Consider the following 18,695-nt stretch of genomic DNA (forward strand, 5'->3'; position numbering starts at 1 on the left):
GGTTAGTAACCCGTCATCTCAAGGTATCCGCGGCCGGTATGGCTGCCGGATACTGTGACGGGGCCTTCCCAATACTGGAATCGTGTGGCCATCCAGGCATTGGGTGTTAAGGCCGAGACTTCAACAGCCAGATCGCGGTCCGGTAGGGTGAGGCGCCACTGAACAGGGACCTGCCGACCGGCAACCCGTGCAGTGTCCAGCGGTGTAAAGAATACGGAGCCATCGGGCAGCGGAGTCGCTGTGCCGTCCGCGCCGATCCATGTAGCGGCCGTGAAATCTCCGCGACCGCCCCGCAGGCGGAAAGCCATCAGTTTGTCGCCGTCATCGAAACTGAGCGAGAACCAGTCCCACCCGCTCTGATCGGTCGCCAGAGGTTGCGACGACCATTCTCGGTCCAGCCAGCCCTGACCGGTGACGGCGACATCGCCATCGGGCAGATGCAATACGCCCTCGACCGCATAGAACGGTTGAGAGTAGTAGTGGCTGGCCTGCCCATCGGCGGATTTGACCGAGTATCCGGCATCTCCGTGAAACACCATTGGTCCTCGGGCGCTGAGTGTCAGGTCATACCCGAACTGATCGCCGCCCGCGCTTAGGCTAAGATTTTCAGGGCTGGGGCCGCGCATGTGCCATTCGTCGATCCAGGCTTCAAAAGGTTCGGCTATAACTCCGGCCTGACCGATACCGCCGCGCGACAGGCGTTCTGCGAAGTAATGTTCCTCAGGAGTCGTCACAGCGGCATGGCCCATCCAGAGCTGCGGGCTTTGCCAGCCTTCCACCTCAGTAGGTTTCAGCGCGGACCGAAACAAAGTCCACTGAATGCCATAGTTGCGCCCGTCCTCGCCTTGCAGATTGGCCGTCAGATACCACCACTCAATCCGGAAATCCGGGTGAGGGCCGTGATCCTGTGGAAATTCGAACTGGTAGCCCGGTTGCGGTAGGGCAAACCCTTCGGCAGAACCGCCCAGCCCGGCATAGCCCTGCGCGCGCAAAGCGGAGGGTAGCAGCAGGAGCAACACAAAGAACAGGCCTTTAGCGTTCATTGGCAAACACTCTTAACAGGTCGGCGGGCGGCAAGCGCAGCACCCGCAGAGCGGGCAGGGCGGCTGCGACAAATGCGGCCAGGAGGGTCAGGGCAAACAGATACGCCCAGTCCACAGGAAACAGGTACATCGGCAGCCGCCAACCAAATGCCTGAACGTTGATAACAGCCAGCAGGGCCCAGGCCAGAACCAGTCCGAGCGGCAAGGCCAATACAGCAGTCAGCGCGGCCAGTAGTACGCTACGCATCAATTCAAGCCGCGCCAGTTGCATTCGCGTCAGCCCCAACGCCCAAACCGGTGCAATCTGAGGCAGGCGTTGCGTCCACAAGGTTAGCAGGCTGGTCAGAATGGCAAATCCGGCGACGCCCAGCGTCAGCACGTTCAGGGCAGAAGTCACCACAAAGGTCTTTTCGAATACTGCCAGCGATCGCTCTTTCATCGCAGCCTGTTGAACCACCGCCTGGCGCGGCAGCTCAAAGTGGTCGCGTAATGATTGTGCCATCTCTGTCGCGCGGTCGGGATCCAGGCGAATGCCGAACCTGCGCATATCGGCGCCCGGAGCGATTTCATCAAGTTGCTCCATTGATACAATAGCCTGGCCGGTCGGGTTTCCGTAATCCGAATATACACCGGCAATTGTGAGTGCCCGTTCAGCGGTCAGAATCAGGATGTCTCCGGGCCACAGGTCCGACCGACGCGCAAGTTGTTCGTTGATCAGCACGGCCTCACCCGCCAGAACCCGATCCCAAACATCGTCGGATGATGCAATCAGGGGCCAGTTTTTGCGGTACGTCTGATGATCGACGATGCCATGGAGGAACAGTGGCCCGGATGCGTGCGCCATTTCAATGCTTCTGATCGGCAGTACCGCATCCACATGAGGTGTGAGCCACTGCGCGATTTCCTGACCTTGTTGGTTGTCAGTTGCGGTCACATAAAGCTCGGATGTCAAACGCTGATCCAGCCAACCAGTAAAGGTGAGCCGAAAGCTTGCCACCATGGTCCCGACGCCGATATTGGCCGCTAGCGCCAGCAACAAGGCCATCAGCGCCAGTGATAGGCCCGGAAGCTGCGCGCGCATGTCGGCCCAAACCCACTGAGCAACCGGCTGTCGTGCGCCACGCTGGAAGACTGAGAGGGCGAGAGTCAAAAGGTAAGGCAGCACCAGTGCGGCGCCCGTCAGGATGCCCCCCACCATCGCGAAGCCGAAGATCAGCCCGTCAAAAAAGTAAGCGGTGGCGAAACCACCTGCAATCAACGCCAGCCCGACGACGGCGGCAGCGCGATTTCCCGTAGGTGCACCCCTCCAGGCCTGCACACCAGCCCCGGCCAGCAAGGGCATACGTGACAGTCGAATCAGGGCGTGACCGCTGGCCAGCAACGTCCCCGCCAGCGCCATTGCAAGCCCAGCCAATGCCCATTCCGGCTGCAATGTCATCTGCCCGTCCACCGGCGCACCATACAAACCGCGCAACGTTACTGCGACATCCGGCAATAGCACTCCTGCCAAAAAGAAACCCAGTATCAATCCCAACGTTCCACCGATCAGGGCCAACAGCGTCAGTTCGGCGGTAATCATCCAGACCAGTCTCCGCATGGAGACACCTAGGGCTCTCAACGTTCTGATCATCGCGCGCCTTTGGGCAAAAGCCAGACCAACAGTCCCGTGAACGATGAACAATCCGACCGCAAAGGACAGCAGTCCGAATGCCGTGAGGTTCAGGTGAAAGCTGTCGGTCAGTTGAGCGGCGTCCAATCGGGTAGAGGCTTTGACCCGCTCTAACTCAGGCGCGATTTCGGACAGGGGCGGAACGGATCGAGGCTGCTCCGGCAAGACAATCAACCGGGACAACTGACCGTTTTTGTCCAGCAATGTTTCGGCCACTCCGATATCGGTCAGTATCAAATCGGGCGGCAGGGCGTCAGAGGGAAGAACCGGCGGAAGCCCGGTTTGGTCGCTCAGAAACAGTGTGAGTTCGGGCGATGCCAGCAGGCGGCCGGGGGCGGTCAGGATGTCAGCGGGGTCTGGCGGTGTTTCGCTTTGTTCAACAGCCGTGACCGCTGGCAGAGCCGGATAGGTGACCATATCTACGCCAAGCACCTGCACCCTGCGATTGCCGATGCGCAGTGGGCCTTCAAGCACGGCCGCAACCTGCCAACCGGCGCGGCGCAACTCGACGTAGCGCGACAGTGGTACCAGGCCAAACGGATCGCGCAGCTCCTCATACTGACCGAGTGCCAGCTGGTCGCTTGCCCGCTGATAGCTGGCGCGGGCTTCTGCATTGATGGCTTGTACCGCTGACCAAAGGCCTGTTGCCAGCGCGATGCCAATCAGCAGTGTCGCCAGCTGCAGGCGGTGACGCCGCCAATGCGACAGCAAGGCCAGTATGACGGCAGCAGTCATTCGATGTGACCGCCGGACAGATGCGCGCGCCGATCCAGCCTTGCAGCGATGTCGAGCGAGTGGGTAACCAACAGTAAGGCAGCGCCCGTATCGGCGACCAGCGACAGCATGAGATCCAGAACATTCGCACTGGCCGTCTCGTCAAGGTTACCCGTTGGTTCATCTGCCAACAACAGTTTCGGCCGGGCGGCTATGGCACGCCCGATGGCGACGCGCTGTTGCTGCCCGCCGGACAGGTTTTCCGGGTAGCGCCCCAACAGTTCTGACAGTCCCAGTCTTTCCGCCAGATGAGCCGTCCACTCTTTGTCCTCACGATCCGCCAGCCGGGCGTGAAAGGACAGGTTCTGATCTACCGTCAGGGAGGGGATCAGATTGAATTGTTGAAAAACAAGCGAAACGCTCTGACGTCGCAAGGCGGCCCGGCCACTGTCGTCCAGAGGTGACAGGGCTGTTCCGTCCAGTGTGATTTCGCCGCCGTCAAAGCAGTCCAACGCGGCGGCCAAATTAAGCAATGTGCTTTTGCCGCTGCCACTTTCCCCGGTCAGGGCCAGTGTCTGCCGCTGCTCTAGGCTCAGCGAAACATCCCTCAGGACAGGACGGCCGCCCGGATAGGATTTCTGAACCTTGTCAATTTTCAGCAGCATGCAAATTCCTCGGATTGTGCCCGCAACAATGTGCAACGCTGCCGCCCAGAGTCCAGCTTGTAGGCATATTCGTTTCCATTCGTCGTCTCCATGGCGCGGGGTTGTCCAATTTCACGTAAACCGCCATTGTGAGAGGACTTCTCCAAACCGGGACATGAGAAAATTACTGATGACACTAACGCAGCAGATTGTTTGGGGCAGTATCTATCTGGGCGCATGCTTTCTCATCGAAATCATCCTTCTGACATGGTGCACGCAGGTTGTCCGGGTCATGGCCCTGCGCCTGGAAAACAGTAAAAAATTCCTTTCGATTGCCGCGCCGATCTGTATCGCGCTTGTGTTCATTGTTGCCATTCACACGTTTCAGGTCTGGCTCTGGGCAATTGTATGGGTTTTGGGGGATGTTCTTCCGGATTGGAACTCGGCGCTGTATTTCTCACTAGTGACATTCACTACCCTTGGTTACGGCGACATAGTCCTGGGTGAGCAGCTGCGCATTTTTGGCGCATTTGCGTCGGTCACGGGGTTGCTGGCGTTTGGACTGTCGACCGCCTTTATGGTCGCCCTGATGACTCAGGTATTCAAAGAAGAGTTGATGGCTTAGAGGATCGGTGCGAACAGCCGTGCCAACGGTGACCCAAACCGGATATAGGCTGGTTGCTCTGGCAGTTTCTTTTTCAGTTCGTAGCTGGATTCGAAATCGGCGCGCAGCATTTTGTCGACAGCGTCAGCCGCGCGCGGGTCAAAGAACAGCGCCATGGCCTCAAAGTTCAGACGGAATGAGCGGTTGTCCAGATTGGTCGTGCCGACCGCGGCCAGAGTATCGTCGACCACGAATACCTTCTGGTGCATGAAGCCGTCGGTATACCGGAAGACTCGCGCACCGCAGTCTCTGACTTCGTCAAAATAGGCAAAGGCGGCCAGCCAGGGCAGTCGATGGTCAATTACCTCAGGCACCAGGATGCGCACGTCCACACCGCGCAGGGCGGCATGTTGAAGCGCTGTCATGATGTCGATGTCCGGCACAAAATAGGGCGATGCAATCCACAGCCGCTCTTTGGCTTCGGTGATGGCCGCAAAGAACATCATTGCGCCTGTTTCAGTCTCGTCCCCCGGACCTGTCGCCACAAGTAGGGCGTTCATGTCCTGATCAGATTCAGTTCCGGCCCAGTCCAATTGGTCGATGAGGTCTTCGTCATGGGCCCAGTGCCAGTCTTCGGCAAATATCAACTGCAATTGCCGGACGACATGGCCCGTCATCTGAATATGTGTGTCGCGCCAATGGCCGAAAAACGAGTCCTGGCCCAGATATTCGACCCCGACGTTATGCCCGCCGATGAACCCGGTTTCACCATCAATGATCACGGTTTTGCGGTGATTGCGGTAGTTTAGCTGAAACCGGTTTTGCGGCCCCCGTCGGTCTCGCGGATTGGCAATTTCGATCCCGGCTGCGCGCAATGCGTCGAGATATGCGGTCGGCAGGCCGTAACTGCCAACCGAATCCGTCATAAAGCGCACGGACACTCCGCGTTCGGCAGCAGCGATCAGCTTGGCCTGCAACTGTTTGCCCAGAGTATCGTCACGCACGATGTAAAATTGGATCAGGATGTAATTCTGCGCTGCATCTATCGCCTGAAAAATGGCGTCGAAGGTGGCCTGCCCGTCGATCAGCAGTTCGGCGCCATTGCCGCGTGATACCGGCAGATGCGCCAGAACCTCGAATGGCCGTGGATTGATGGCCATCGAGTCGGGATCGGGTTTGGAGAAATCCGCAAAGGTTTTGATGCCTTCGACCACTCTCTCGCTGTGTTTGCGGGCGATGCGATAACCCCGGAACCTGTGGTGTCCCAGAAACAGATAGAGGGGTACGCCGAAGAATGGGGCCGAGATCAGAAAGACCACCCATCCGACCGCACCCTGCGGCGTGCGCGCGGTCTGCGCCGCGCGTATCGAAAAGACCACGGCCGTCACGTAAAGGGAGAAGACGAGCGCGGAAACAAGCAGTGTCCACATGGGGTTATCGGTCTCTGAGTTTCTTAGTTGGCCCCAGTGTAGATGCGATCCCAGTCCTGCGCCATATCAACAATGACCCACCCCAAATCGGGGCCTTTGTCCAGCCCGTCGACCAGCTTTCCGATCGGGCTTTCGCGGTCATAGGCCCATTCCCGCTCGGCATCTGTATGATGCACCAGGACACCCAGTCGGGGGCCTTCGCCCGCAGTGGTCCATTCCAGCATGGCGAAGTCACCGTCCGAATTCCCACCGGCCAGAATAGGGCGCCTGCCAATGGTGCGCTCGATATTGATCGGTTTGCCTTCTTTGTCGTCTACAAAGGCGATGCCAGGGGCTTTGATGACGGCAGGTGCGTCACCGTCGGCCTCGTAGGTCGTAGCTGTGTAGGTGCCCAGTACCTGCTCGGGCGGGATGCCATAGGCGTCTTCGGCAAACACTCGCATGAAGTGCAAACCGCCGCCTGAGACGATATAGGTTCGAAACCCTTCATCTCGCAGATAGCGCAGCAGTTCCACCATCGGCTGATAGGTCATCTGGTCATAGGGCAAGCCGGTGTCCGGGTGCCGCGCGGTCTGCAGCCAGTCGGCGACAGCGACTTGAAATTCTTCGACGGTGATACCGGAATGCGAGGCGTTCAGGATTTCGATCAAGGCGTCGTGCCCGCCATCGACAATTGCCTGCACGTCACCCTGGGCAGCGGCTTCCAGCGTTGGGCTGGTCAGAATCGAAGGGTCTGCTTCGGCCAATTCCGCAAGGCGGTCCATGGCGAAAGTCAGTTGAAAATACACGGGCTGCTCAGCCCAAAGCGTCCCGTCATTGTCGAACACCGCAATACGCGCAGGCGGAGTGACATAGTCCGCGCTGTCGGGATCAGTGACCGTTTCGACAAAAGTGATGATCCGGTCGCGGGTTTCGGTGTCATTCCAACTTGGAAGAGGATCCGCGACGGCCAGCATTGGGGCTGCTGAAACAAATGCAGCAAGAAAGATGCGCAGCATGTCTAAATTTCCTTGTTTGTAACGGCAGAGGCCGCATTGCACTGCGGCCTCTGATAAACTGCAGACGCCCGCCTTAGTTTGACGTCGGAGTAGAAAGTTTGTTCATGACCTGATCCAAACTGAAGCTGGCTGCTTTCTGGCGCGGCGGAAATTCCTGGAAGGTGCTGAGGAAGCTCCCAACATATTGCTGGGCGGGAACCAGGAAATAAACGCGGTCGATCATCCAGTCATAATAGGTATTCGACGTGCGGTATCCGCGCTCATAGGGATCGCGGCGCAGGTTTACGATGATCGGCACGCGCAGTTCCGTAAACGGCTCCATCCACGCACGCAGGGTCGCCCATGCTTTCTGCTCAAGGAAGATCAGTTTCCAATCGTCGAAGCGCAGCGCCGACAGGTCGCCGTCATCAGTGAAATAGAAAATCTCACGACGCGGGCTTTCGGTGGTTTCTCCGGTCAGCAGAGGCAGGATGTTGTAGCCGTCCAGATGCACCTTGTAGTCGCGGCCCATCGCAGCCGATGAATACCCGGCCATCAGCTTGTCCTTGATCTCCGGATCACCGGCGACGGCCAGATAGGTCGGCAGCCAGTCCATATGATGGACGATCTCGTTGGTGACAGAACCGGGCTCGATCTTACCGGGCCAGCGCACCATGGACGGAACCCGCCAACCACCTTCCCAGTTGGTGTTCTTCTCGCCCCAGAACGGGGTCGACGCCGCGTCCGGCCATGTGTTGTAATGCGGGCCGTTGTCGGTGGAGTAATGGACGATGGTATTCTCGGCGATGCCAAGCTCATCCAGCAGGTCCAGAAGCTGACCGACCTGCATGTCATGTTCGATCATGCCGGCGGTATATTCATCGGCAACGCGACCGATCATCTCATTGGCCTGTTCGCGCATCTCTTCTTTGACGTGGGTGCGGAAATGCATCCGTGTACCGTTCCACCAGACATAGAAGGGGGTTCCGTTCTGGTTGGCCTCGCGGATGAACTCAATCGCGGCTTCCAGGGTTTCCTCATCCACGGTTTCCATACGCTTTCGGGTCAACGGGCCGGTGTCTTCAATCGGGCCGCCCGCGGTTGAGCGGATGACGCCACGTGGACCGTAAGCTTCGCGGAAGGTTCGCCCATCGGGAAGAATGGCATCGCCGGGATAATCCTTATGCTCGGGCTCTTCTTCGGCATTCAGGTGGTATAAATTGCCAAAAAACTTATCAAAACCGTGGTTTGTCGGCAGATGCTCATCCCGGTCTCCCAGGTGATTTTTGCCGAACTGCCCGGTGACATAACCATGGTCCTTCAGTAGCCCTGCGATGGTCGGGTCTTCAACCTGCATGCCTTCTTTGGCGCCGGGCAGGCCGACTTTGGACAGACCGGTGCGAAACACCGATTGCCCCATAATGTAAGAAGACCGTCCGGCGGTGCAGGATTGCTCACCGTAATAATCGGTGAAAATCATTCCCTCCTCGGCGACGCGGTCGATGTTGGGCGTTCTGTAACCCATCAGACCCATCGTGTAGGCCGAGATATTGGACTGGCCGATATCATCCCCCCAAATGACAAGGATGTTGGGTTTCTGATCCTGCGCCCATGCAGGGATGGCGAGGCACGCAGCAAAGGTGGCCGCGGCGAGTTTGGATATCCATTTTGTTGGGGTCACATCTGGTGGCGACATGGAAAGCTCCTAAAAATATGGGCCTATTGGGGCCGCTTTCAAATCGACGACGTCGCATTGGCACCGTCGTAAACTGCCAAATTCCCAACATTAATTTGTTATTATTCGGGATCCTCAAATGCAGGCGGTCGAAGGCTTCGACGCCATTTCGCTTAACACATATAGAAAACTAAATATACAGGTTTGACCGCATTCTTAATCCAGGCGGTTCGGGTTTAAGCGGCGCTTTCGGGTGCGTTCTGGTCATCTCCTAATCGACCATCCAAAGACATCAGGACGGCAACAGGGCGCAACGCGGGGACATGGCTAAAAACGATCAGGATGCAGACCGTCAGGGGAACGCTTAGAAATGCGCCGATCAGGCCCCAGACCGTGGTCCAGAACATCAATGCCAGAATGACCAGGAAGGTGGACATGTTCAGCGAACGGCCCAGCAAGGCGGGATCAAGAAAATTGCCGATCAGAAACTGAAGTGTGCCACACCCGATTACAATGATCAGAAATGGTCCAACACTTTCAAACTGAACCAGTGCGATCATTGACGGGAAAATTACAGCGATGATCGACCCGATCGAAGGAATGAAGTTCAGGGCGAAGGTCAGAACCGCCCAGGTCTCGGCATATTCGAGCCCAAGCATCTTAAAGACCGAATAGCTGATGCCTGCCGTGATCAGGCTGATAAAGGTTTTTACTCCGACATAGCGTTGCAGGCTGAACGAGATCGCATCGAGAATGGACGCGAATTCCGCGCCCGTCATCGGATCGCCCGCCGCCAGTTGTATCTTTTTCCGAAAGGCCAGCCGTTCGGCCATCAGGAACGCCACGTAGAGGCTGATCAGAAAGAACTGGTTCAGCAGGGATGTGGCGCTGCCAAGTAAAACGCGTGCAACGTAGGACATGTCTATGCTGACAAGGTTGTCCCGGATGAACGATGTCACGTCGTTGCCAACCAAACCGGCGATACGATTAACGGCTCCGTCAAACTGGTCTTCGTAGGTGCTGATGGATCGGGCAAACTGCGTTGCCTGGCTGCCCAGAATATACATGATCACAAACAGGCCAGCCAAAACGACCGTTACACCCGCGAGGTTCGCCAGCCAAACCGGTGCGCGTGATATGGCAATTATTCTGTCGCTGAGGGCGATGATCAGTACATTGACCAAAAGTGCCATGGTCAGCGGTATAAGAAACGCGGCCCCGGCGTATAATCCCAGAATCATCAACGTTGCCACAATGGACACATCCCGGACCACGGAAAGTCTGAGTTTTGTGGGTGTCGCTGTGTCGTTTTTGTCCAGAGTCATAGGTTGGCCCATTTCAGGAACTGCACGTCGCGTGGATTTGCCATCAGAGTGTGCTTTCAGCCGATCCTGCACAGCCGGGCCGGATTATGCAATGCGGCCAGATGTTTGTAAGAGATTATTTGCGTAACATGCGGTTTTGCCGGTTCTTCCAATGATGCAGGCAGGCTAGGCTTTGGGGATGAGCGTGCGATTGATTCCCTTTTTTGGCCGGCCTGTTCAGGCGCTTTGGGTGGCGGTTGTCCGTTTTGACGCCAAAAACGGCTTTGTCATGAGCAGTCATGTTGCCATGTCGCTGATGCTGGCGCTGTTCCCCTTTGTCCTATTTACCGTGGCGTTGGCCGGGGCATTGTCGCAGGACTATGTCACCGACGAGTTGATCGAACTGATCTTCGGTGCCTGGCCGAGTGATGTGGCAGGGCCGATCGTGGCCGAACTGCGATCCGTTCTGGCCGAGTCGGGTTCCGGCGTTATCACGCTGGGCGGTTTGCTGGCGGTGTTTTTCGCCTCGAATGGGGTCATGGCCGTGCGCAAGGCAATGAACCAAGCCTATCACGATCGTGACAGCTGGCCCTTCTGGAAAACGCGGTTGCTGTGTTTTGGCCTGGTCATCATAGGGGGCATTACCATTCTGATCATCGCAGCCGTCGAAGTTGTTTTGCCGGTCTACACGCAACTTGTCTCGGAAAAGACGGATGTGAACGTGTCAGAGTGGTTATCCGTGGACCGGCTTCGCTGGACTTTCACGGTGGCAGTTCCTGCTGGTGTTGTCGTTTTGGCGCACCTGATCCTGCCAACGGGGCGCCACAAGTTACGGCAGATTCTGCCGGGCGTTCTGCTCACGCTGGCGCTCTGGGCAGCAGGCGGGTGGGGGTTTTCGGTCTATATCGCACAATTTGCCACATACAGCGCCACTTATGCAGGGTTGGCAGGGGTAATGGCTGCTTTGATCTTTTTGTATCTTTGTGCGGCGATACTGATCCTTGGCGCCGAATACAACGGAGCTCTGATGGATCTGGAGAGTGACCCGGAAGGAGCCACGCAGTGAGACTTGCAGCCCTATTGGTGTGGCTGTTCGCGCCTTTTTACGCATTCGCCCAATCCCCCGCCTATGTCGGCTCTGCTCAATGTGTGGATTGTCACGCGGAGGAAGCAGAGGCATGGTCAACCTCCCATCATGCGCTGGCGTGGACGCAGGTCGATGCAGGGCACGTTGCCGCGAATTTTGACGGCACGCGCTTTGATCATGACGGTATGTCCGTGGAATTCGTCAGATCGGACGACGCACTGCAGGCCCACGTGACAGAAAAAGACGGCGAAACCACTCTTTACGGCGTGCACTCGGTTGTCGGCATTGAACCCTTGCAGCAATACCTGCTCGAAACCGAACCCGGCAGATTACAGAGTTTTGATGTTGTCTGGGACACCGAACAACAGCGCTGGTATCATTTGTATCCGGATCAGAATCTGCCACCGGATGACGGCCTGCATTGGACTGGACCATACAAAAACTGGAACGCTCGCTGCGCCGAGTGTCACGCCACAGGGTTTGAAAAGAAATACGATGCACAGACGCGCAATTACAGCTCGGTTCAGGCGGAAATTGGAGTGGGATGTGAGTCGTGCCATGGTCCCGGCTCGGCACATATCGACTGGACCAAGGGGCAGAGCGTTGCCGACGACCTGAACGAATTCGGGTTCACCATGAACTGGGGCAAAGGGCAAGCCGAGACGGAAATCCAGCAATGCGCCGGTTGCCATTCCCGGCGCGAGGCACATGGGGAAGGCAACCCGCTTCCCGGAACCCCTTATCATGACGCTTATAACCTGGCAGTGCTCCGCCCTGGTCTCTATCACCCCGACGGCCAGATTTTGGATGAGGTCTACGTCTACGGTTCGTTCCTTCAATCCAAGATGTATGCAAAAGGCGTCGGGTGTACGAATTGTCATGAGCCACATAGCGCGGAACTGAAGGCTGACGGGAACGGTGTTTGCACCCAGTGCCATTCTGTTGCCGCCAATCCGGACTTTCCCTCGTTGACGGCAAGGGATTACGATACGCCCGAACATCATCATCACCCGGAAAACAGCGATGGTGCGCAGTGCAAATCCTGTCACATGATCGAGCGCGTCTATATGGGCGTCGATGACCGACGCGATCACAGTTTCCGCATACCCCGCCCTGACATGGGAATGGGAGAAGATGCCTGCACAGATTGCCATGAAGATCAGGATCAGGATTGGGCGGCGCAGCAGATTGAGCAGTGGTTTCCGGCTTCTGAGCAGAGGGGCGCGCATTTTGGGACTGCGTTTCAGGCGGTCGCAACCGGGCAAGCCGATGGGCCGGACGATCTGCTTGGAATTGCGACCGACCCAGGCATGGCCGGGATCGTGCGCGCCACGGCCGCTTTCCTGCTGCAACCCTTCGGCTCGGCCGAGGTTGCTGCAAAAACGGCCTCATTGCTGACCGACGAAGACCCCTTGGTTCGCGCCAACGCGGTGCCGTTGCAACGTCAGGCCGCGTTGCCCGAACGGATGCAACGCCTCGAACCCTTGTTGTCCGACCCGATGCGCAATGTTCGTATTTCAGCCGCAAAAGAATTCCTGACCGTACCGGGGCAGGCCCTTACCCCGGAACAGCAAGCGCTTGTCGGGCAGGGGATGGACGAGTGGCAGTCGGCCATTTCGCATCGTCTGGATTTTCCGGAAACGCATCTGGTTCTGGGTGGAATGGCCCTGACGTTTCGCAACGCGCCCGCTGCTGAGCGCGCGTTCCGCGAGGTTGTCACGTTGGACCCGCAGCGCGCCGAGGCCTGGCCCATGCTGGTGCAGCTGGCTCAGATCAATCGTGGCCCCGAGGCCGCGCGGGAGATGCTGCGTGAGGGCCTGGCCCGACTGCCAAAGGACCCGGGATTGCTGCAGCTCAAGGCTCAACTTGGCCCCTGAAACGGCATGGCGCGGCCCGGTTTGCGCCACGATCACGGCAAACTTCCAGGTTATCGATGACGGCAAGGTGGAAACGTAACCCGACTTGCAGGGGACCCATGGCTGAAAAAACGGTTCAAAAATGGCAACTGCAACGACCATTGTCGTTGACCCAACGGATTGCCGATCTTCAGGCCAGAAAGCCTGAATACATCAACCACGGTCAGGCGCTATTGCTGCAACGTACCGCCGCTGCGTCGTTGCGTGAACAAGTGCTCGCCGACGACCGGATCTCACTTGGAGATTGACGCTAGCCGCGGAATCCTGTGGCTACCACGAACTTCTCTGAACTGTCCGAGCGTGATGCAGGCGGTTTCACATTCGCCACTTTGTCGAATTTCTGTTTCAATAGCTTCTGCAGATCGCCTTCCGCGCCGCCGGCCAGAACCTTGGCGACGAAAGTGCCGCCTTCTTCCAGCACGTCAAAGGCAAAGTAAGCCGCCGTTTCACATAGGGCCATGATGCGCAGGTGGTCGGTCTGTTTATGCCCGGACGAGGCCGCTGCCATATCCGACATCACCACATCAGCTTTACCGCCCAGCCAGTCTTTGACCTTCTGGTCGGCGTCGTCCTCCATGAAGTCCAGCACATGTGTTTCTGCGCCGGCAACGGGTTCAATCTCTTGCAGGTCAACGCCCAAAACAGTGCCGATCCGTTTGCCTGACCGCTCTCCCAAAGCATTGACACGTTTCACCGCCACCTGACACCAGCCACCGGGGGCGCAACCCAGATCGACCACACGTGCGCCGGGGACGAGAAAACGGAATTTGTCGTCCAGCTCCAGTATCTTATAAGCCGCGCGCCCGCGATAACCTTCGGCCTGCGCGCGTTTCACATAGGGGTCGTTCAGCTGCCGCTCGAGCCAGCGGGTCGAACTGAGCTTGCGCCCGCGTGCAGTTTTGACCTTGACCTTCAGGTCGCGCTGTCCGCGACCCGAGGTGTTTTTGCCAGTGGGTGTCTTCGCCATCAGAACGGTCCGTCTTCCAATACGCCGTCCGCACTCATTTGCGCATAAAGCAAACCTTCGCGCAGCCCCCGGTCCGCCACGGAAAGGCGGTCGGTGGGCCAGCAACGGAGCAATGCCTGCAATATGGCCGAGCCGGACATGATCAGGGCCTGCCGGTCATCGCCGATACGCGGATCTCGCCGCCGCCCCAGTGGGCCGAGTTCTAAGTAACCCCGTATCACTTTGTCAATCTGATCGCTGGTCATGCGCAGACCGTCCACCTTGGTGCGGTCATAACGCTTCAGTCCCAGATGAGAGGCGGCCACAGTCGTCACGGTGCCGCTGGTGCCGACGATCTGAAACCCTTCGCGGGCTTGTTCGTCTTTGTACGGGGCAAAATCGGCGAGGTTTTCTTCGAAGAACCAGCTCATCAGGGCAAACCGGGCCGAGTCGTCCTCAACATCGTTAAACTGATCCCGCAGTGTTGCCACTCCAAGCGGTACGCTTATCCAATCCACGACTTTAGCCGCCGGAAAGGGGCTGTCGGCGGTGTGAAACCCGTTGTGCAACCGCATAATCGCGGCCGGGCGGTCCCGGCGCGGTACCGAAGAGATGTCGATCCATACCAGCTCGGTCGATCCACCGCCGATATCAACGACCAACAATTGTTCGGTTTTGATCGACACCAGCGGCGCGCAGGAAATGACGGCCAGACGGGCCTCTTCCTCAGGCTGAATGATCTCCAGTGTCAGACCGGTTTCACGTTTTACCTGCCGGATGAAATCGCGTGAGTTGCGGGCGCGTCGGCAGGCCTCGGTCGCGATCAGGCGCATCCGTTTGACCTTGTTGCGTTTCAGCTTTTGCTGACAAATCCGCAGTGCCTGAATCGTGCGCGCCATCGAGGACCGGGACAGTCGCCCAGTCCGTTCCAAGCCTGCGCCCAGCTGCACAGACTTCGAAAAGCTGTCTACCACATGGAACCCGCTGCCCTTGGGCTGCGCTATCAACATGCGGCAGCTATTTGTCCCCAGATCCAGCGCCGCATACAACGCATCTGGATCGGGTCTTGCCGGCGCGGGGCTTTCGACCGCCTTCGGGAACGCGCCCGCACCTTTGGGACGCTTGGGCGCCATCTTAACGCCCTCCGATTTTCGAGTTACCCCGACCATAGGTCGGCCAATTCGTTCGCGCAAGACGCTCATTATAGTGATGAGAATTTTGATGTGCGCATTCGTAAAAGAGTTCGTTACAACCGCGGTATCCCACCGTGGGCAAAAACGTCGTTAGAAATACGCCTTGTGTCGAAAATCGACCGACCTTGGCCCATATAGAAGTCTAGAACCGGTCCATCTGGTTAGGAGGAATCAAAGGCAATGCCTGACGTCACCATCGTATACTGGCGCGACATTCCCGCTCAGGTCATCGTCGGCAAAGGTCGCCGAGGTGCCAAGCGGCAGCTGGAAGAGCGGTTCGAGCAAGCGATCGACCGTGCTGCCATGAAGGTGAACGCCAAAGACAGTGATGCCTACCTGGCCGAGTGGCGCAAGGCCGAGCCTTTTGCGGTCGAAGGTGACCCGGCAGAAATCGCCGAGGCAGAAGCCGTGCGTCTTGAAACGGAATACGATCAGGAGCGTGTCAAAGCCCTGATCGCCAACGACGGTTGGGCATAAGCCCAAATTCTAATGTGGGAGGCCGCAATGGCTTTGCTGAACTTCAAGAAACGTGATGCGGCCGAAAAGGCCCCGGTAAACCCGACCGTCGAAGCCTTCTTGCAGGGCTATTCGATCGAGGTAATGCCGCGTACCGCTGAAAAGGTCGAGGATTTCCGCGCGCTGCTGCCCGAAGGCACGCGCGTTTACATCGCCCATATCGAGGGCACCCCGATCGAGGATATGGTCAAGACCGCAAAGCGGATCGCGGCCGAAGGTTACCCGGTTATGCCGCACTTTCCGGCGCGGATCATCAAGGACGCGGCGACGCTGGAGAACTGGATCTCCATGTATCAGGGCGAGGCGGGCGTCGATCAGGCATTGCTGCTGGCCGGTGGTGTCGAAAAGCCACACGGCGAATTCCACAGCTCGATGCAACTGCTGGAGACCGGTCTGTTCGACAAGGCGGGCTTCAAGCGTCTGAACGTGGCTGGCCACCCTGAGGGCAACAAGGATATTGATCCGGACGGCTCGACCAAGAACGTCGATGATGCATTGCGCTGGAAGCAGAAATTCAGCGAGACTACGGACGCTGAAATGGCGCTAGCCACGCAGTTTGCGTTTGATGCGAAACCGATCATCGCATGGGCTGACGATCTGAAAGCAGCCGGTATCGACCTGCCAGTCCATATCGGTATCGCGGGTCCGGCCAAGCTGCAGACGCTGATCAAATTCGCAATTGCCTGCGGCGTGGGCCCGTCGCTGAAGGTTTTGCAAAAGCGTGCGATGGATGTGTCCAAGCTGTTGCTGCCCTATGAGCCGACCGATGTGATCACCGAACTGGCCAACCACAAGGCTGCCAATCCGGATTTCAACATCACCAATGTACACTTCTTCCCGCTTGGTGGTATCAAGACCAACGCCAACTGGGCAATCGATAACGGCGGCGCTTCGGCAAAGCCCGTAAACTCCTAAGGATCGGACATGACCCGTACAGTCGTAGAATCAAAAACAAAAACCGCCATCCTGGGCTTTGACGAACCGTTCTGCGTTATTGGTGAACGGATCAACCCGACCGGCCGTAAAAAGCTGGCCGCTGAACTGGAAGCAGGCGATTTCTCGACTGTCGAGAAAGATGCGCTGGCTCAGGTTGCCGCTGGCGCGACCGTTCTGGATATCAATGCGGGCGTCGTCTACAACTCGAACCCCAACCCGAACGAGACCGAGCCGCCGCTGATGACCAAGATCGTCGAGCTGGTTCAGGGTCTGGTCGATGTGCCTCTGTGCATCGACTCGTCGGTTCCCGGTGCCCTAGAAGCTGGCCTTGAAGCCGCGGCTGGTCGTCCGCTGCTGAACTCGGTCACGGGCGAAGAAGAGCGCCTGGAAATGGTTCTGCCGCTGGTCAAGAAGTACAACGTTCCGGTTGTGGCGATCTCGAACGACGACACCGGCATCTCGGAAGACCCGGATGTGCGCTTTGAGGTTGCCAAGAAGATCGTTGAACGCGCCGCAGATTTCGGCATCCCCGCGCATGACATTGTCGTTGATCCGCTGGTGATGCCGATCGGTGCGATGGCAACTGCCGGTCAGCAGGTGTTTGCTCTGGTCCGCCGTCTGCGGGAAGAACTGGGTGTGAACACCACCTGCGGCGCGTCCAACATCTCGTTCGGTCTGCCGAACCGTCACGGCATCAACAACGCCTTCCTGCCAATGGCGATGGGCGCCGGCATGACCTCGGCGATCATGAACCCGGTGGCGCTGCCGGTTGGTCCCAAGAAACTGGCCGAGAAAAAAGCCGAAGTTGAAGCCAAAGGCATCGTCCTGCCTGCGGATATGGATGATGAGACATTCTGTCAGATGTTCGGTTTGGGCTCGACCAAGCCGCGCGCCGGTAAGGAAATGGAGGCCATCCGCGCCGCCAACCTGCTGACCAATAACGACCCGCACGGTGGTGCCTGGATCAAGTTCAACAAAGCGCCTGACGAGGCTGGCGCTGCCGGTGCCGCAGGCGGCCGTCGCGGCGGTGGTCGCCGTCGTCGCGCCTGACAGACAACGCTCTGAAGACAGAGGCCGGGCCATGTGCCCGGCCTTATTCGTTTTGACACTGATCATTGTCGGAACCTGACCGGCTTGCAACAATAGCGAAATTCCCATTGCAAGGTTCAGGTAAACAGATGAGCAAACATCACCCGCCGAATTTGTCGGACGCCGACCTCAGCAAGCGCCTGGGGAAGCAGGAGTACTTTAATCAACTTGCCGAACTGCAAGCCCAGCTTGCCATAATCCAGCAAGCCTTCCTGTTCCATGGTGTCAAAGGCGTCCTTGTTTTTGAGGGCTGGGATGCCGCCGGAAAAGGGGGAACGATACGTCGGATCAGTCAGGCTCTGGACCCTCGCAGTTTCAAGGTGTGGCCGATCGGTGCACCACGCAATTACTACCTGAACCGCCACTACCTGTTGCGTTTCTGGGAGCGGCTGCCACCGGAAGGTGCAATATCGGCTTTTGACCGCAGCTGGTACGGAAGGGTTCTGGTCGAGCGTCTGGAGAAATTCACGCCAGAGGAGCGCTGGCAGGCTGCCTATCGGGAGATAAATGATTTTGAGCGTATGCTGGTTGATGACGGCACCCGCATCGTAAAACTGTTCTTCCACATTTCTCCGGAAGAGCAGATGGAGCGTTTTACAGAACGGCTGAGGAATCCGTTAAAGCGCTGGAAATTGACCTACGAGGACTTCCGCAATCGCGAGCGTTGGGCCGATGCTGAAGTAGCAATTGATGAAATGCTAGCGCGCACGTCCACTGATATTGCACCTTGGCATGTCATTCCGGCGAATAACAAAAAGTATGCCCGAATCAAAGCAATGCGCGCGATAGTTGACACATTCTCAAAAGACCTCGACCTGACACCGCAGCATTTGGATCGACGAACTTTGGATGCCGCGAGTGAAGCTCTGGATGTTGACCAATCGCTGATTGACAGTCTGCGATCGCGGACAGAGTAAACCATCAAACGGGTGCGGACTTTCGCCGAAAGGTT

Annotated in this window: 17 protein-coding genes; 8 read left to right on the forward strand and 9 right to left on the reverse strand. The window is 57.7% G+C overall.

The genetic code is table 11. The annotated features are described in order from the left end of the window. Positions 1-2: 2 nt before the first annotated feature. From GOX66_RS04545 to GOX66_RS04555, 3 genes are read right to left on the reverse strand one after another with little or no spacing between them, the layout of a single operon-like run. Positions 3-1,043: a lipocalin-like domain-containing protein gene (locus GOX66_RS04545; RefSeq protein ID WP_170760024.1), complete on the reverse strand. Its 1,041-nt coding sequence runs from the start codon at positions 1,041-1,043 to the stop codon at positions 3-5. Beyond that, positions 1,033-3,447, reverse strand: coding sequence for an FtsX-like permease family protein (locus GOX66_RS04550; protein WP_170760025.1), 2,415 nt, complete (start codon positions 3,445-3,447; stop codon positions 1,033-1,035). The genes GOX66_RS04545 and GOX66_RS04550 overlap by 11 nt, the downstream gene beginning before the upstream one ends. Then, positions 3,444-4,091, reverse strand: a complete 648-nt coding sequence (locus tag GOX66_RS04555) for an ABC transporter ATP-binding protein (RefSeq protein ID WP_170760026.1) — start codon at positions 4,089-4,091, stop codon at positions 3,444-3,446. Before GOX66_RS04555 ends, GOX66_RS04550 begins: the two co-directional genes overlap by 4 nt. 169 nt (positions 4,092-4,260) lie before the next feature. On the opposite strand from GOX66_RS04555, the gene GOX66_RS04560 reads away from it, so the two are divergent. Then, a complete protein-coding gene (locus GOX66_RS04560; RefSeq protein WP_170760027.1) occupies positions 4,261-4,695 on the forward strand; it encodes a two pore domain potassium channel family protein in 435 nt (144 codons plus the stop codon). Here the strand turns inward: GOX66_RS04560 and cls are convergent. The 4 genes from cls to GOX66_RS04580 all read right to left on the reverse strand — a co-directional run bounded on the left by cls (position 4,692) and on the right by GOX66_RS04580 (position 10,081). After that, positions 4,692-6,104 (reverse strand): cardiolipin synthase, encoded by a 1,413-nt coding sequence (gene cls, locus GOX66_RS04565; protein WP_170760028.1) that lies wholly within the window; start codon positions 6,102-6,104, stop codon positions 4,692-4,694. The two genes, GOX66_RS04560 and cls, sit on opposite strands and share 4 nt — an antisense overlap. 23 nt (positions 6,105-6,127) lie before the next feature. Next, on the reverse strand, positions 6,128-7,102 hold the full coding sequence (locus GOX66_RS04570; RefSeq protein WP_170760029.1) for an HAD family hydrolase: 975 nt from the start codon (positions 7,100-7,102) through the stop codon (positions 6,128-6,130). A 73-nt stretch (positions 7,103-7,175) separates the two neighbouring features. Next, entirely contained in the window at positions 7,176-8,777 is a 1,602-nt protein-coding gene (locus GOX66_RS04575; RefSeq protein WP_174822641.1) for an arylsulfatase, read from the reverse strand. A 215-nt stretch (positions 8,778-8,992) separates the two neighbouring features. Next, positions 8,993-10,081, reverse strand: a complete 1,089-nt coding sequence (locus tag GOX66_RS04580; protein WP_170760030.1) for an AI-2E family transporter — start codon at positions 10,079-10,081, stop codon at positions 8,993-8,995. A 178-nt stretch (positions 10,082-10,259) separates the two neighbouring features. Between GOX66_RS04580 and GOX66_RS04585 the strand changes: the two genes are divergently transcribed. From GOX66_RS04585 to GOX66_RS04595, 3 genes are all read left to right on the forward strand, one after another. Further along, positions 10,260-11,126: a YihY/virulence factor BrkB family protein gene (locus tag GOX66_RS04585; RefSeq protein ID WP_170760032.1), complete on the forward strand. Its 867-nt coding sequence runs from the start codon at positions 10,260-10,262 to the stop codon at positions 11,124-11,126. Continuing rightward, positions 11,123-13,024 carry a multiheme c-type cytochrome gene (locus tag GOX66_RS04590; RefSeq protein WP_170760034.1) on the forward strand — a complete coding sequence of 634 codons (1,902 nt, stop codon included), beginning with the start codon at positions 11,123-11,125 and terminating at the stop codon, positions 13,022-13,024. The genes GOX66_RS04585 and GOX66_RS04590 overlap by 4 nt, the downstream gene beginning before the upstream one ends. 98 nt (positions 13,025-13,122) lie before the next feature. After that, positions 13,123-13,311, forward strand: a complete 189-nt coding sequence (locus GOX66_RS04595; protein ID WP_170760037.1) for a hypothetical protein — start codon at positions 13,123-13,125, stop codon at positions 13,309-13,311. A gap of 2 nt (positions 13,312-13,313) precedes the next feature. Here the strand turns inward: GOX66_RS04595 and GOX66_RS04600 are convergent, their stop codons facing one another. Together GOX66_RS04600 and GOX66_RS04605 are read right to left on the reverse strand one after the other, a co-directional pair. Beyond that, positions 13,314-14,030, reverse strand: coding sequence for an RlmE family RNA methyltransferase (locus tag GOX66_RS04600; RefSeq protein ID WP_170760039.1), 717 nt, complete (start codon positions 14,028-14,030; stop codon positions 13,314-13,316). Beyond that, the gene (locus GOX66_RS04605) at positions 14,030-15,142 is read right to left on the reverse strand and encodes a Ppx/GppA phosphatase family protein (protein ID WP_170760041.1); all 1,113 of its coding nucleotides are present in this window, start codon (positions 15,140-15,142) and stop codon (positions 14,030-14,032) included. Before GOX66_RS04605 ends, GOX66_RS04600 begins: the two co-directional genes overlap by 1 nt. 240 nt (positions 15,143-15,382) lie before the next feature. Here GOX66_RS04605 and GOX66_RS04610 point away from each other — a divergent pair, with 240 nt between their 5' ends. The 4 genes from GOX66_RS04610 to GOX66_RS04625 all read left to right on the forward strand — a co-directional run bounded on the left by GOX66_RS04610 (position 15,383) and on the right by GOX66_RS04625 (position 18,660). Then, positions 15,383-15,679, forward strand: coding sequence for a virulence factor (locus tag GOX66_RS04610; RefSeq protein WP_170741547.1), 297 nt, complete (start codon positions 15,383-15,385; stop codon positions 15,677-15,679). A 27-nt stretch (positions 15,680-15,706) separates the two neighbouring features. Continuing rightward, entirely contained in the window at positions 15,707-16,633 is a 927-nt protein-coding gene (locus GOX66_RS04615; protein WP_170760043.1) for a methylenetetrahydrofolate reductase, read from the forward strand. 9 nt (positions 16,634-16,642) lie between these two features. Continuing rightward, positions 16,643-17,704 (forward strand): methyltetrahydrofolate cobalamin methyltransferase, encoded by a 1,062-nt coding sequence (locus tag GOX66_RS04620; protein WP_170760045.1) that lies wholly within the window; start codon positions 16,643-16,645, stop codon positions 17,702-17,704. A gap of 128 nt (positions 17,705-17,832) precedes the next feature. Then, complete coding sequence (locus GOX66_RS04625) at positions 17,833-18,660, forward strand: polyphosphate kinase 2 family protein (RefSeq protein ID WP_170760047.1); 828 nt, start codon at positions 17,833-17,835, stop codon at positions 18,658-18,660. The last annotated feature ends 35 nt before the right edge of the window (positions 18,661-18,695 follow it).

The sequence above is a fragment of the Ruegeria lacuscaerulensis genome (assembly GCF_013031245.1).
GTDB classification, from domain to species: Bacteria; Pseudomonadota; Alphaproteobacteria; order Rhodobacterales; family Rhodobacteraceae; genus Ruegeria; species Ruegeria lacuscaerulensis_C.